This window comes from Allomuricauda sp. NFXS6 (assembly GCF_040148835.1).
GTDB lineage: Bacteria > Bacteroidota > Bacteroidia > Flavobacteriales > Flavobacteriaceae > Flagellimonas.
The window spans coordinates 259,808-274,942 of sequence record NZ_JAGEMG010000006.1 but is presented as its reverse complement, the minus strand read 5'-3'; the positions used below and the strand labels follow the sequence as shown (position 1 = coordinate 274,942).

Below are 15,135 nucleotides of genomic sequence, written 5' to 3'. Positions count from 1 at the left end.
CCGTTGTCGAACTCCTTTAAAATCTTTGCGATCTGTGTTGGTGAAAATTTGCTCTTCCTCATAATGCTGTTTAAAATTAAGATTATTATTCTACTTTTAAACAGTTCGGTTTTAAGGGGAGCTTACACACTCAATCATGCTTCTGATTAATGGTTTACATGAATCGATGCATGAGTTTCTCACTAACACAGAAATTGAATCTGCCAAATCAAGTATTTTTCTTAAGAACAATAACGGAGGTATATTCTCGTCTCCGTTAAGCTTTTTGTCAACATCCCATTTAATAAGGTTCGTTCCAAAATCAACCGCATTGTCAATTTTATTTGAGAGTCGTTCCAATTCTTTTGATAATTCTGGATTCAACTCCCGGGGTAACAAATCTTCAACAACTTCAAAATCCATTTTGCAGATATTATGATTTTATAATAGTCAAATAGATTTGATCTTTTCAATCAAATATGTTAAAGGAACATCCTTCGTTTCATTGTATTTATCAAAATCACTTTGTGAAATTCCTTCAAGTCGTCTTATGATGTAATTTTTCCATGCGTCAAAGAGAAAAGGATTGGGATAACTTCCTGGGTTAATGTAAATAGGGGAGTTTGTTCTTCCAATTGGGCTGATCCAAGTGGAACCGATTCGACCCAAGATATTGTGAATGCTGCTTATAATAACAGTGGCAGTGGATGGACCCAATACACCAATAATGGAGATGGGTCATTTAGTCGGACAGGAAGGGGGTCAGAATGTGAGAAATGTCCTAAAGAAGGACAACAAAAAAAGACTGAGGTCCCCATAGGTAATGGTTTGGACGGGGAACAAGGTACATATTCAATTACAGAGTTTTATCATGCAGGAGGAGTTTACGGATCTGAACCGGGTTGGTATGATGCAGAAAGATATGCTCAAATAATTGAACCGATTGCTGAAACCATTTCAAGATGGATTGGAGGCTGGGACAATGGAATGATGGAAATTCAAGGAAGTTATGATATGTACCTCAGTTTTATGGCTTCTAGGTCAACTGTAGACGGATATTACGATTTTTTATTGTCCTTTGGAAATGGCTTAAAGTTTGGTAATAACAGCCGTAAAGCATTTGCGAGGTCTGGATTTACAGAACCAATGTATGCGAGTTCTCCTATTTTTATGGGAGCACTTTCAATGAGTAGATTTGCTTTAGGTTCTGCTTTAACTCAACCTTCAAATTATTCAACTAACTTAGAATTACTTACACAAGGTTTTAGTCGTAGCAGAGGAGGTAATCTAACTTTTCAATTGGGTGTAAGACATAAGTCAAGCAATTTCATTTTGAGGCTTGAAAGAGGAGCACGCTCTCCTATCTATAATACAGGAGTAGGAAAATCTATTTTTGGCACACATTTGAATATTCAAAAAGTGGGAAGTTTTAATTATCACTTATATTTAAATCCCGGGAAATGGAAATATTTTTATAAATGGGCCCAATAAGAGAACAATTAATTGAAGAAACTTCAATATTAATCAAGGAAGATGCATTATCAACTAAATTTGATATTGCTCTGAAATGTTTGTGTAAAGAATATAGAAATCTGTCTATTGAAGTTGAGATTTTGGATTATCTAGTTTCTGAACAAAAACATGGTGTTAGTCTTAAGAAAGAAACAATTATTAATCTTTGGTTAGATTCAGAAAAATTTGAGTTTAACATTTATGGTTTTAGTTTTATTGTATTCCTCCAAGATTTGCGAAAGATAGAAATTCATAATATTCTAAGGAATCTTTTTTTGGGTGAATATAAAATTGTTAACTATAAATCCTTAAAGGGAACTACAATTTATAATGAAATCATTTGGAATGATGTCTTATTGGATAAGTTTAACATTAAAGAGAAAGTTGCTTTTTTTAAAAGAAAAATCAACGAGCATGAGGTTAATAATGGAATGAAACTGACGGTAATGTAGTAAAATAGTTGTTTTTTCAATTATTGAATTTAAACAATTAAAAGCCAGTATTTTGGATGATTTCCAGATACTGGTTTTTGGTTTTAGGTATTCCATTGTCTTTGCAGATTTAGTGGAATTCTTTGTTGGGAGTAATGAAAATAACCAATTTAGAGCCCTAACCTTAAAAACAAGTAATACGTAGAAAAACTTTGGGGTTATGAAAGAAAAATCTTATTTTCAATGCAAATACTAACCATCTAAACTTGAACCTACATCCCGCATCTTTTATCGTGCTCATATTATTGAGTATTCCTTTCTCTTCCCATGCTCAGTTGGAAGCTGCCAACTGGTATTTTGGTGGAAAAGCTGGTGTTGATTTTACAACTGGCAACCCAGTAGCGTTGATGGATGGAGAATTGGATACCGCAGAAGGCTCTGCTTCCATATCTGATGCATTGGGCAACCTACAGCTATATACCGACGGTATTACGGTTTGGAACCGGAATCATGAGATGATGCTCAATGGGACTGGGCTCAAGGGACACTCCAATAGCACTCAGACAGCCCTTATCGTTCCGAGACCAGAAGATTCCGATATCTATTACATTTTCACTACTGATTGGCAAGCCTATGACAATGGCATGAATTATTCCATTGTCGATATGTCCTTGGACGGAGGGCTTGGAGGAATAACTTCGGTAAAAAACGTTAACCTGATTCCAAGAAGTACGGAAAGGCTTACCGCTGTGGTCCACGCCAATGGAGAGGATATTTGGGTGCTTTCACAGCCATGGGACAGTAATAAATTCCATGCATATTTGGTAACGGCCGGTGGTCTGAATACCATCCCAGTGGAAAGTACCACACCATACGAAATGACATGGTTTCCACCAGGGTCAAATGGCACCAACCCTGCTGTTGGCCAAATGAAAGTATCCCCTAGAGGCGATAAATTAGCTGTGGCCAGTGATGTTTTGGGAGTGCACATCTTTGATTTTGATAATGCTACCGGTATGGTCAGCAATATGGTTGAAATTACAAACACGGATAGAATGTACGGCGTGGAATTTTCTCCTTCGGGAAAAATTCTGTATGTGTCACACCAACCTGCTTGGGTCACACATAAATTATATCAATATAATTTGGACGCCCCAGATATTGGAGCTTCTCAAGTCATATTGGCCGATCAAATAGGTGTAGGATATTCCCTTCAGTTAGCCATTGATGGTAAAATTTATGGTATTGATAGCAATCAACCCAATTTGTACCGCATCGAGAATCCGGATATCTTGGGTCCCGGATGTAACTATGTGCATGATGCAGTTGACTTGGGTCCTGGCCGTGGAATGGCTGGATTGCCACCGTTTATCCAGTCTTTTTTTACAGTAGAGCTCGATATCAGAGACCTTTGTTTTGGTGATATCACAGAGTTTTATACCGATAGCTCCGAGCCCGTCACAAGTGCTTATTGGGATTTTGGTGATGGTACTACATCCACTCAGGAAAATCCTACCCATGTATATTCAATGCCCGGTGAATATGAAGTGTCCCTTACGGTAACAACAGCATCGGGGTCGAACACCAAAGAAAGTGAAATTACCATTTCCGAAGTTCCGATAGCCCATGAGATAAATGATATAGAGACCTGTCAAACCAACTCTGCCTATAGTCTGGATCTTTCAACTTTGAATCCCGAGATACTGGGAACCCAAAATTCCAATCACTTTGATATTACATATTTTTCCACACAGGATGATGCAGATACCAACACTGTCCCCTTGGAATCGGTCGTTGATTTTGAATATGGGACCACTTCAATATATGCACGTATTTCCAATATAGGTGCTACGGACTGTTACGATATTACCGAATTTAAAGTAACCGTGATACAAGCTCCGGAATTATCAGAACCAGCAGACTGGATTGTCTGTGATAACGATTTGGATGGAACGCATTTTTTTGACTTGACATTAAAGGATGCAGAGGTTTTAAATGGACAGGATGGCAATGTTTTTGGTATTTCCTATTACGGGTCACAATTGGATGCAGAAAATAAAACCAATCCATTGGCAACCAATCATGGTGTTTCCATTATGAGCGAGAATGTATTTTATCACATTGAAAACAAGGCCTATCCCGAGTGTTTTGAAACTGGTAGTTTTGTGGTAGGGGTAATCGATAAAGTCGTGGCCAACCAACCCGATGATCTAGAAATATGTGATATGGACAATGATGGGTCAGCACAATTTGACCTATCTCTAAGGGAAGCCCAGATATTGGGAACACAAAGTGCAAGCAGCGTGGTAATAACTTATCATGAATCCCAAGCAGATGCCGATGGCAATACCAATCCATTACCTAACGTAATTACAAGCAATCAATATCAAAAAACGATATATGTCCGCGTGTCCAATGCTCAGGATATTTCTTGCTACGACACCAATTCGTTCCAACTGAACATTTATGATGTGCCAGAAGTGCCCGAGGTTTCCGATTGGCAGGTATGTGATGATGACAACGATGGCCGGTACACTTTTGATCTGGACGAAAAGGTTGATGAGATCATTGCAGATGTCAGTGGTGTATCTCTTGCTTTTTATGAATCCGAAGCCGATGCCACCTTGGAGCAAAACCCCATCTATGGCAATTACCAAAATGCGTCCAACCCACAAACCGTTTATTTTCGATTGAACAATTCCAACAACACTGCTTGTTATGCAGTGGGCAGTTTTGATCTAGAAGTGTTTGATGCACCCTTGGCATACGCGCCAACCGATTTTGTGGTATGTGATGAGGAAGGAACCGATAGCTACCCATTCAATTTGTCCCAAAAGGATGAAGAAGTGCTCAACGGACAGGACTCATCTTCCTACGAAGTCACTTACTATTCTACTGAACAGGATGCAATAATTGGGCAAGAAAAGCTTTCCGAGGAGGAATATTTCAACGTGGCCATGACGGAAACGATTTACGCAAGGGTGGAACATAAAAGTTTGTCCTCTTGTTATGACATTACCAATTTAAATCTTATTGTAAATCCCTTGCCCGGCCCTGATTTGCAGGAAGTGTACGTGATATGCCCCGATAGTCCCGATTTAGTATTGGATGCGGGAACATTTGAGAGTTATCGTTGGGAAGATGTAGATGGAAATATGATCGGAAATGACCAATTGCTCAATGTCACTGGATTGGGAACGTATTCCCTTACGGTGACCGAAGTGCAAAATGGAATCAGTTGTTCGAACACGGTTTCCTTTGAGGTCTTGTCATCTGGCGCTCCAGATAGTTTTGAAGTGACCACCGATGGATTGTCGGATAGAATCACACTTACAGTGGATGCTGTTGGTACAGGTGATTTCGAATATTCCATAGATGGTATGGTTTACCAAAGCTCCAACCAATTTGAGGTGTTCCCCGGGGAATATACGGTCTATGTGCGCGACCCCTTGGGATGTCGAACAATCAGCCAAGATGTCATTGCCATTGGCTATCAGAAGTTTTTTACTCCTAATGGCGATGGCATCAACGAGCATTGGAACATCATCGGTGGTGAGCTGTATTCGGATGCCCAATTGTTTTTGTACGATAGGTATGGCAAATTGCTTGTACAACTATCACCTAAAGGTTCGGGTTGGGATGGAACCATCTTGGGAAGGCCCATGCCTTCCACGGATTATTGGTTCAAATACGTCTACGATAATGGGAAGACTTATTCCGGTCATTTTTCTTTGCGTAGATAAGGGTGAATCCTAAACCTTTTCGTACAACAATCTAAGGAATACTACGTTTAGTTTATACCAGAATCTTATTTATGAGACCTACACTGACCATTATCCTATTGGTATTGATGCTACAGGCCTGCGGCCCCTTGCGCCAAATGCAAAAGGTACAATCACAAGTCCCGATACTGGGCTCCGTTGGGCATTACCAAACAACCCTTTTTGAGAAAGGTTTTCAAAAAGTGGGTGAACCGAAATTTGGGAGGCCCATAAGCGTATCCATAGAGTCCATTCCCTTTTCCGGTAATATAAGGACGAAATATGAAAAGTATCGCGAACATATTGGCAAAGCACCTTTGGCGAAAACCATAGACAGTGTTCAGCTGAAAACCCTTTCCTATTACCATGTGGAAATTACGGATGTGGTTGATTTGGTAAGCGAACTCAACCAAGAAAAAAATTCAAACCTTAAAACATACCTGCAAGAGGATATGGGGGTGGTGCTGTTGTCCGCTATGTCCTTTGTGGCCGACAAAGCACTGTCCCAAAAATTGGATGCCGCCGAGCGACTGTTCTTGACCACCGATATGTCCGGAGCATTGGTTCTTCGGATAGGAGGTGGGATGCATGATGGATTTGTCATAAAACAATCGACCTTGGAAGTTTTTGATTTTCAACGGGCCAATTTCTGTTGGGACAAGGATAAAAGAGGACGGATCAACATTGCCCAAATTGTATTGGATGGCGGTACCTGCCCAGGAAACACCAAGGCCAATCCAGAGAAGTTGAACAAAACACCGGATTACTTGAAGCTATGAAGACAAGAATCATCGTAATCGCCCTAATCGTTTCCTTTGGTCTATTGTCCTGTGAGGATATTTTGGAAGTTCCGGATATTTCAGAGCAGACAGTGAACCTGTTGGCTCCCTCCAATGGAACCGTTTTAGAGGATAATGCCGTCAATCTCAATTGGGAAGGAGTGGAGGAAGCCACAGGATACAATGTCCAAGTGGCATCGCCCAGTTTTGACAATGCCGCCCAGATATTATTGGACAGTATTATTGAAGTTGATACGTTGGGATATTTGCCCACACAAGTGCGGCAAAGTCTTTTCAACGGGACTTATGAGTGGCGTGTCCGAGCCTTCAACAGCGGTTTTGAGACATTATATTCAAGTAATTCCTTCCAAGTCAACGGAGATGAGGATTTGGATCTGACCCCTCCCAATACACCACAATTGTTATCCCCCGACAATGGGAGTGATAGTTCGAATACCGAAGTGGAATTTACTTGGAACAGGGAAGATGTTTCAGGAACTACGGAACGTGACAGCATATTCATTTATTCCGATGAAAGTCTACAGGACCTGGACACAAAGGCATTGGGAGCCAATAAAACACATTCTGCGAGTTTATCGGCCGGGACGTACTATTGGTTTGTGCAGGCTTTTGATACAGCTGGTAATGAAAGTGAAACCAGCAACACCTTTAATTTCACCATCAACAATTGAACAAGAATCTAAAAACATATCTGCTTTTGGGCGTGGTACTTTTAATTTGGAGCATCATTGGTTTTAAGTTAATCAACACTTTATCAAAGGAACCAGAGGTGCCAACAATCCAGCAACCGATATCCGCAGTACCAAAAAGCATCAAAACGAGGGATACTTTCGAGTTGATTGCCAATTACCGAGACCCTTTTTTGGGAACGCTTCCCGCAACGAAGAAGAAACCAAAGAAAAAAGTTGTGAGGAAAGAAAAGGTCGAGAAAAGAAACATTGTATATGCCGGCCTGGTCTCTCAATCGGAATCAGGTAGATCTATGTTTTTTGTTTCCATAGAAGGGCGACAACATATGATGTCAGAACGCCAAAAAATTGAAGGGGTCACGCTGGTCAAGGGGAACGGAAAAAGCATTACCGTGCGTTATGACGGGCACACTGAAACCATTTTGTTGCAATGATATTTCGTTCCAAAATAAAGGCAGGTGCATTGCAGTTTGTACTTTTTATAGGAACGATCATTGTCCTGTTGCTCATGGCTTTTGTCCTGATGCACCAAGGGCAATTGCTCTTTGACAAAAAAACTGACCTGCTGGTTGATCTTGTGCAAAAGGCTGACCACAGATTGATGGAGACCTTTGATGAACCTATGAAAATAGGGGAGGGACAACACAAACTGGACGATGCATCCGGGATCAACACCCGAGTCAACAAAGAGTATTGGGGCCTTTTGGAGAAACGAACAGTTACTTCAAAAAAAGGAAAATTACAGTTTGAAAAGACTGCCTTTGTGGGCTATGAAAACCCAAATCGTCCAGCCTTGTATTTAAGGGATGATAATCGTCCAATGGTCATCGTAGGGGATGCAAAAATATCAGGAGATGCCTATTTACCGGAGCGGGGCATAAAAATGGGCAACATCAAGGGATTTGGATATAACCGTTCTCAATTGATTTATGGAAGGGTATTTCGAAGTGCCGGACAATTGCCCAAGCTAAGTCCAGAGGTTGTCCAAAAGTTGGAATCGCTGACGTCTCAGCGCTATATGCCTGAGGGAAAAAAGACTTTATTGAAAAACGGAATGAGCTTGAAGAACAGTTTTGAAGAGGAGACCTTGATTGTTAAGGGCACTTTTATTGAACTTGACAACCAAGATTTGATAGGCAACATTGTGGTTTGGGCAACTGATAAAATTACGGTTGGTCCTACGGCTCGTTTGAGGGATGTGGTTCTGTTGGCACCGACCATTGAAATACAGCAAGGCACAAAAGGTGCTTTTCAGGCCATAGCGAGTAAAAAATTGGTCGTGGGCTCCCAATGTGAATTGACCTATCCCACCGTTTTGGCGGTTCAAAAGAAACGAGTATATCAAGGGCAGGAAAATCAATCTGTGGAGCCTGGAATATATATTGGTGCCGATACAAGCATATCAGGCGCCATTATCTATTGTGATAAAAATGAATCCAAGGGACGTCCCCATTTTCTTTCGGTGGATACTGGTGCCATAATTCATGGCGAGGTCTATTGTGAACAGTATCTTGAACTCAAAGGACAGGTCTTCGGCAGTGTGAGTACAAATGCTTTTGTTTCGTTTGAAAACGGAAATACCTATTTGAACCATTTATTCAATGGCCAGATCAGTGCCGAAATGCTGCCCAATGAATATGTAGGGCTTGCAAACAAAAACACAACCGCAAATGGTATCGTGAAATGGCTGTACTGAAAAAAATAAAGGCATCTACCCTGATGGAGACCTTGGTGGCCACGGTATTGATCGTGGTGGTGTTCATGATGGCAAGTATGACCTTGAACTCCTTGTTTGCCACTACCGTAAAAACCAATGATGATGGAATAAGACAAGAATTATTGTTTTTACAGTACCAGTATGGACACGGAAAATTATCCCTGCCCCATTACACCGAATTCGAAGGTTGGGATATCAGTGTGGAACAAACTAATTGGGAGGGCAAGCAACAATTGTTGTTCATGGCAACGAATAGATCCACCGGAAAGGAATTGAAATTAGAGGGTTTATGAGTACAAACATCAAAAAAATAAAGGGGTTCACCTTACAGGAGATGCTTGTGGTGCTATTGTTGACGGCCTTGGTCGTTGGGATGGCCTTCAGTGTTTTGCGATTGGTACAAGTGCAGATGAACGGTATTTCATCCAATTATACCAAAAGCACCGAGATGAGGTTGTTGAAACAAAGTCTCTGGGTTGATTTCAACCAACATGATCGAGTGTGGTACGATCAAGGTAACAAGGAACTACTGTTGGCCAACGAAATGGATGAGGCCAGATATCAATTCCAAAAGGATATGGTGGTAAAGGAGCGGGACACCTTTTTTGTGGAAATCAAGGAACTGCGTCCATATTTCAACGGCAATGGAATTCTGGGCGGGGAAATGGATGCTTTGGACCTTTATACAGGAGCAAGTCAATCTGGGCGCCTATTTGTTTTTAAAAGGAACTCGGCAACAAGCTATATCAATCGATAATATGGGATTCAAACTCGACCAAACTCTGGACAAAACGACCACGGAACAAACCCGAAAGGAGGGGGTGGACCATTGGTTAAAAAAAGAGATTACCATTCTTGGCTCGTTTTTCAATTCCAAAAAGAAGGAAGGGTACTACAGTGAATTGGCCATTTTGATCAAGGCCGGTTTGCAATTACGGGAAGCGTTGGAGTTATTGGCCGGCAATCAAAAAAAAGAAAAGCTCAAAGATTTCTACACACAAATGGTGATGGAATTGGACAAGGGCCTAGGTTTTTCGGAGGTGCTCAAAAAAAGAAAGGAATTTACGGAGTATGAATATTATTCGGTGGAAATTGGGGAGGAAAGCGGCAACTTGAGTGAAGTCCTCCAAGAGTTGGCAACCTTCTTTGCACAAAAGAACGATCAGCGTAGAAACCTTGTCAATGCACTGACTTATCCCTTGATCATTCTTTGTACGGCCATTTTGGTGGTTGTCTTTATGCTCCGTATGGTAGTGCCCATGTTCAAGGATATTTTTGAGCAGAACGGTGTGGAACTACCAGCCATTACACAATTGGTAATTGCCATTTCCAATATCATTGAGCGTTATGGTGTGCTCTTGCTCTTGGTGATTGCTATTTTGATTGTGTTAAGGAAATCATTGGTGCGAATGGAATCTTTTAAAAGAAAATGGGACTACCTGATTTTAAGGGTTCCCTATCTGGGCAATTTTATGCGATTGGTCTATATGGCCCAATTTACACAGGCCGTATCCCTTTTGACCATATCCAAAGTGCCGATGCTGAACAGCGTTCAGATGGCAAAGAAAATGTTGAGGTTCCATCCCATCCAAGATGCTCTTGAAACCATGGAGGGTAGAATTCTGAAAGGTGTCAGTCTGCACCAAAGTTTAATGGGCAACCATATTTTTGACCATAAAATGATCTCATTGGTAAAAGTGGCCGAGGAGACCAATCAGACCGAGTATATTTTTAGAAAATTGAACGAGCAATATGTCATCGAACTGCAGCAAAAGTCCAAAATGTTGTCCACTATAATGGAACCTGTGATCATTGTGGTCATCGGTTTTTTTGTGGGGGTCATATTGGTATCCATGTATTTGCCGATGTTCAGGTTGAGCAGTGTTCTTGGAGGTTAATTAATTCCTATTGATTCTTTTTATAATTTTATATTATGAAATGAGCGCAAATCTTATTTCAAAAGCTCTTTTTTGGTATTGTTGTGCAATCAGGTGTGCAAGATTTGAGAAATGAATATAAATAATTGAATAGCAGTGAGTTGTGGGTGGTTAGCTAAGTCTGCCACCCCGACTTTTAGATATATTAATCGATATTAAAACCCTGTAAATCATTTAATTTACAGGGTTTTTATTTGTCAAATTACTGAAAATTGCATCAAATCAGGGGTAGTTCCGGCAATGAACTTGTCCCACCTTGTGCTAGCGTTTTAAAAATATTTTAAATAAATAGCTTTAACATTTAGTCGTCGGTGAACGTAGATTCGAACAATTCACTTTAGTCTTTTAATTAATTACTTATCAAAAGTTTACTACTGTTAAAAAACTAATTAGCAATATTTTAAAAGAAATAGTTGATATTTTTTAGCTTATTTATCTATTTTTTTTGTAGCCACATAGTTCAGTAAAAGTCATTATTCACCCTTCGATTTTGCCCCTCCTTTTTTACTAATTTCATGGATTATGGCAAGAAATCCCTCTCTGTAATTGCTGCTAATAGGTATTTCTTTAGCGTCAATGACCACACAGTGTTTTTTGACCGTTTCTATATGTTTTAATGCTACGATATAGGATCGATGTATTCTAATAAAAAGCTCTTTTGGAAGTATCTCTAACACTTCGGATATTTTATAACGCGCCAAAACAGGCCCTTTACCGGTATGGAAAGTGACATAATTACCATCGCTTTCCACGTATTTTATATCCTGAACATACAATTGATGAAATTCAGCCCCGCTTTTTATAAAAATTGTTTGTTGTCCAACATCATTTGAAATTTCAGCACTTGAAGTTTTTATGCTGCTATTTTTTTCTAATAGCTGTTGTACCTTCATAACCGCTTGGAGCAGTCTATTGAATTCAATGGGTTTTAAAAGATAGTCCACTGCTTTCAATTCATAACTCTCCAAGGCATATTCGGAATAGGAGGTAGTAAATATAATAAGTGGCGGATTTTGCAAAAATTTGGGGAAGCTGATCCCCGATAATTTTGGCATGTTTATATCCAAGAAAATAACATCGACAGTATGCTTTTGAAGGTGTTCAAGCGCATCTAACGGATCTCTGAACGTTTTCTCCAAATCGATAAAAGGAATGCTGCTTAAATGGAATTTAAGTACATCAATAGCAGCTGGTTCGTCATCAATAATTATACAGATCATAAGGGTCGTTCATCGAGTTGCAGCATAAGTAAAGATATAAAATACCCCTTTTCTTCATTTGCTTCCAACGTATAGGTATTTGGATACAGAATGGAGAGTCTCTTTTTCAAATTATCAAGTCCAAAACCCGAAGACTCATCCTTTAAGCCAGAGATTCCTTGATGTATTGTATTGGTTACTTTAAAACATAATTTATTTTCTTCTACCTCGAGCGAAATATTGATCAGGGATTTTGTTTTGGGATCAATACCATGTTTGATTGCATTTTCAACAAAAGGGATGAGCAGCATGGGACTTATGTTTACATCTTTGACATCACCTTTGATCTTAAAATTAATATATACCTCGTCTTCGTCGGCGATACGTAGTTGATATACCTGAATAAAATTTTTAAGGTGATGAATTTCTTTTTCTAGTGGTACTTTATCTTCATTCGTTTCATAAACCATATAACGCATCAATTCTGCGAGTTTAGCAATTCCATCCGCTAATTCTGGTACATTATGCTTGAGTGATTTGGCATAAAAGCTATTTAAAACATTGAACAAAAAATGAGGGTTGATCTTAGATTTTAAAAAAGCCATTTCTGTGGAAAGCTTTTCTTCCAGTAATACGCGTTTAAGTTTTTCATTTTGTATCCAATATTTAATCAGGGCATAAGACAAGGCGACTAGTAAGATAAAAAAACTGACCACTGAATTATAAAGCAAATACACTAGAAAAGACTCATTTGCCGAAGAAAAGAAAACAGCTAAATACCTATAATCCACGATACTCTCAAATAGGTTGATGGCTATGAAACCACTTGACAAAGAAATTACCAAGGCCCTTATTTTTTTAAGGCGTAAAAATTTTGGAACCAAGAAAAATGCGGTAGTGTAAAAAACAGCAGTGTTCATAAGCATCCCGAAAAGTAAAGCAACCCAATAAGGTCCTTTGTCTTTCCTGAAGTCACCAATGGTAGATGTATAGTTTAGAATTAGAACATACCCTATTCCCCAAACTAAAACGTGAATTATGGGCTCTATATATTTTCTCATTATGAATAGCTTCGTACCAAAAGTAGCGTTTAAAGTAAATCAGATTCATAAAAGGGGCAAAAGGTATTATTGTAGGGACGAAATTGCCCTTTGCTGTGAAGTTCATCCTTTTTCACATATTTATAAGTTTCCACCACAGGAAAATAGGTGCCAATCACATTCTTTTTTTGGTATCATCCCGGCATTCTAATATTGCTTAACAATACTTAAAAATCAAAAGGAAATGAAACAAGTTACAGCAATTTTAATCGCCTTGTTCTTAGGGATCAATTCTTTTGGACAAAAACGTTCCAATAAAGAATTAAAAAAGGATATCGATGCACTATTTGAAAGTTATGCGCACTACAATCGCTTTGTAGGAAGCGTTTTAATAAGTGAGAACAATACCATCATCTATCAAAAAAGTTTTGGTTATGCCGACATAGCTGGTAAAAAAAAGAATACCAAAAACTCGATATTTAGTATTGCCTCGCTTACCAAATCATTAACGGCGGTTGGTATCATGAGATTGGTGGAAGATGGTAAATTGACATTGGAAACTCCTATTTCAATCTACTTCCCAGATTTTATGCCTAACAATTCAAAAGATATTACAATTCAACATTTACTCAATAACAGTTCTGGTATGGAGGCCAATATTGGTAGAAAAGATGATAGTGGAAACGGCCTTATGCCCGAAGTATCTTCAATTACTTTGGATGAACTTTTGGAAAAATTTAAGGCTTCAAAATTAAAATTTGAGCCAGGAACGGGGTATGAATACAATAATTTTGGCTACTTGCTCTTGGCACATATTATCAAAAAAGTGAGCGGTCAACCTTATGCCGACTATATGGAACAAGCTGTTTTTAAACCTGCAAATATGAAAAATACAGCGGTCGCAACATTTAAACCAAACCACCAGAAAGCAAAGCCGTATTTAGGTTTGGGAATGAATGAATTTCAAAACTTCAATTCCCCCTTCCATCCTTCTTGGCTTCAAGGAGCGGCCGATATAAATTCGACCACACTTGATTTATTCAAATTTATGCAAGCGCTGGAGAACGGTACCTTATTAAAGGTAGCATCAAAGAATATGCTATACAGCGCTACTCAAGCAATGGGCGTAAATAATATGTTATCTGGCCTAGGTTGGGTAATTGATGAAAAAGAAGGGGAGAAATGGATATATAACAACGGGTTGCTTCCCGGCTATGCTTCAGTGATGGGTTCATTGCCGGAAAAAAACATTAAAATAATCGTTTTATCCAATGCCACTTCTGTAAACCCAGTATTAGAGGAGTTTCAAGGTGAAGTTACTTTTGTGCCAGAAATTACCGATAAAATCATTTCACTGTTTCAAGGTAAACGTGTAGAAAACCTACCGTTACCAATTAAAAATAAAAGTATTACTGATTTTACCAATACTTATCAATTGGATGATAAACACGTACTTGTCTTAAAAAAGAAAGAAGGTACATATTCATTAGAAACGGCCGGTAAAGAGCCTTGGTCGGTTTTCACCTATACATTCTCGAGAGATTCAAATGAAAATGATGCTTATAGTAAAACAGCTCTGTTTTTTGCGAATGCAATGAGTACACAAAATTTTGAAGGACTTTCAGATTACAGTAACGAACAAATGAAAGGATTCTTGGGTACCCAACAAGGACAGGATCAATTAAAAGGAATGTGGGCAAATTTCATAAACCATGCCGGTGAATTTAAGGCGTACAATATCTACAAAATTGAGGGCAAAGAAGTTAAAAATATTCACATCAGGTTTCATTTCGAAACAGTTGATGTTGGAATGGTACTAAGTGTAAACGCTGTACATAAAATACAAGGAATGTTTATGGATGATGCTATTAAAACAAGTCATGTCACAACAGTTGCGCTTGTTCCTGTGGCTGAAAACAAATTCTTTATTGATGGACACAGAAATGGTGGTATGCAGGATTTAAAAATAACGTTGTCCAATAAGGGGTTAATTTTAACAGATGGTCCCATAAATTTTCCAGCGGGGATTATAAACCCTTAGCGGAATAATAAACGCCAACCGCTAAAAAT

Annotated in this window: 14 protein-coding genes; 11 read left to right on the top strand and 3 right to left on the bottom strand. The window is 39.1% G+C overall.

Annotation, left to right across the window (positions count from 1 at the left end):
• Positions 1-111 precede the first annotated feature (111 nt).
• The gene (locus J4E06_RS11195) at positions 112-402 is read right to left on the bottom strand and encodes a DUF5677 domain-containing protein (RefSeq protein ID WP_349523997.1); all 291 of its coding nucleotides are present in this window, start codon (positions 400-402) and stop codon (positions 112-114) included.
• A 252-nt stretch (positions 403-654) separates the two neighbouring features.
• Between J4E06_RS11195 and J4E06_RS11190 the strand changes: the two genes are divergently transcribed.
• The 10 genes from J4E06_RS11190 (at position 655) to J4E06_RS11145 (ending at position 10,787) form a co-directional block, all read left to right on the top strand.
• On the top strand, positions 655-1,470 hold the full coding sequence (locus J4E06_RS11190; RefSeq protein WP_349523996.1) for a hypothetical protein: 816 nt from the start codon (positions 655-657) through the stop codon (positions 1,468-1,470).
• Complete coding sequence (locus tag J4E06_RS11185; protein WP_349523995.1) at positions 1,458-1,943, top strand: hypothetical protein; 486 nt, start codon at positions 1,458-1,460, stop codon at positions 1,941-1,943. The genes J4E06_RS11190 and J4E06_RS11185 overlap by 13 nt, the downstream gene beginning before the upstream one ends.
• Before the next feature lie 245 nt (positions 1,944-2,188).
• Positions 2,189-5,665, top strand: coding sequence for an FIDD domain-containing protein (locus J4E06_RS11180; protein ID WP_349523994.1), 3,477 nt, complete (start codon positions 2,189-2,191; stop codon positions 5,663-5,665).
• Between the two features lie 71 nt (positions 5,666-5,736).
• Positions 5,737-6,462 (top strand): hypothetical protein, encoded by a 726-nt coding sequence (locus J4E06_RS11175; protein ID WP_349523993.1) that lies wholly within the window; start codon positions 5,737-5,739, stop codon positions 6,460-6,462.
• The gene (locus tag J4E06_RS11170) at positions 6,459-7,154 is read left to right on the top strand and encodes a fibronectin type III domain-containing protein (protein ID WP_349523992.1); all 696 of its coding nucleotides are present in this window, start codon (positions 6,459-6,461) and stop codon (positions 7,152-7,154) included. Before J4E06_RS11175 ends, J4E06_RS11170 begins: the two co-directional genes overlap by 4 nt.
• Entirely contained in the window at positions 7,151-7,606 is a 456-nt protein-coding gene (locus tag J4E06_RS11165; RefSeq protein WP_349523991.1) for a hypothetical protein, read from the top strand. The genes J4E06_RS11170 and J4E06_RS11165 overlap by 4 nt, the downstream gene beginning before the upstream one ends.
• Positions 7,603-8,868, top strand: a complete 1,266-nt coding sequence (locus J4E06_RS11160; protein ID WP_349523990.1) for a hypothetical protein — start codon at positions 7,603-7,605, stop codon at positions 8,866-8,868. Before J4E06_RS11165 ends, J4E06_RS11160 begins: the two co-directional genes overlap by 4 nt.
• Positions 8,856-9,182: a hypothetical protein gene (locus J4E06_RS11155; protein ID WP_349523989.1), complete on the top strand. Its 327-nt coding sequence runs from the start codon at positions 8,856-8,858 to the stop codon at positions 9,180-9,182. The genes J4E06_RS11160 and J4E06_RS11155 overlap by 13 nt, the downstream gene beginning before the upstream one ends.
• Positions 9,179-9,646 carry a prepilin-type N-terminal cleavage/methylation domain-containing protein gene (locus tag J4E06_RS11150; RefSeq protein WP_349523988.1) on the top strand — a complete coding sequence of 156 codons (468 nt, stop codon included), beginning with the start codon at positions 9,179-9,181 and terminating at the stop codon, positions 9,644-9,646. Before J4E06_RS11155 ends, J4E06_RS11150 begins: the two co-directional genes overlap by 4 nt.
• 1 nt (position 9,647) lies before the next feature.
• Positions 9,648-10,787: a type II secretion system F family protein gene (locus tag J4E06_RS11145; RefSeq protein WP_349523987.1), complete on the top strand. Its 1,140-nt coding sequence runs from the start codon at positions 9,648-9,650 to the stop codon at positions 10,785-10,787.
• A gap of 512 nt (positions 10,788-11,299) precedes the next feature.
• Here the strand turns inward: J4E06_RS11145 and J4E06_RS11140 are convergent.
• Positions 11,300-12,046, bottom strand: coding sequence for a LytR/AlgR family response regulator transcription factor (locus tag J4E06_RS11140; RefSeq protein WP_349523986.1), 747 nt, complete (start codon positions 12,044-12,046; stop codon positions 11,300-11,302).
• A complete protein-coding gene (locus J4E06_RS11135; protein WP_349523985.1) occupies positions 12,043-13,086 on the bottom strand; it encodes a sensor histidine kinase in 1,044 nt (347 codons plus the stop codon). Before J4E06_RS11135 ends, J4E06_RS11140 begins: the two co-directional genes overlap by 4 nt.
• 223 nt (positions 13,087-13,309) lie before the next feature.
• Here J4E06_RS11135 and J4E06_RS11130 point away from each other — a divergent pair, with 223 nt between their 5' ends.
• On the top strand, positions 13,310-15,106 hold the full coding sequence (locus J4E06_RS11130) for a serine hydrolase domain-containing protein (RefSeq protein ID WP_349523984.1): 1,797 nt from the start codon (positions 13,310-13,312) through the stop codon (positions 15,104-15,106).
• Positions 15,107-15,135: the final 29 nt, after the last annotated feature.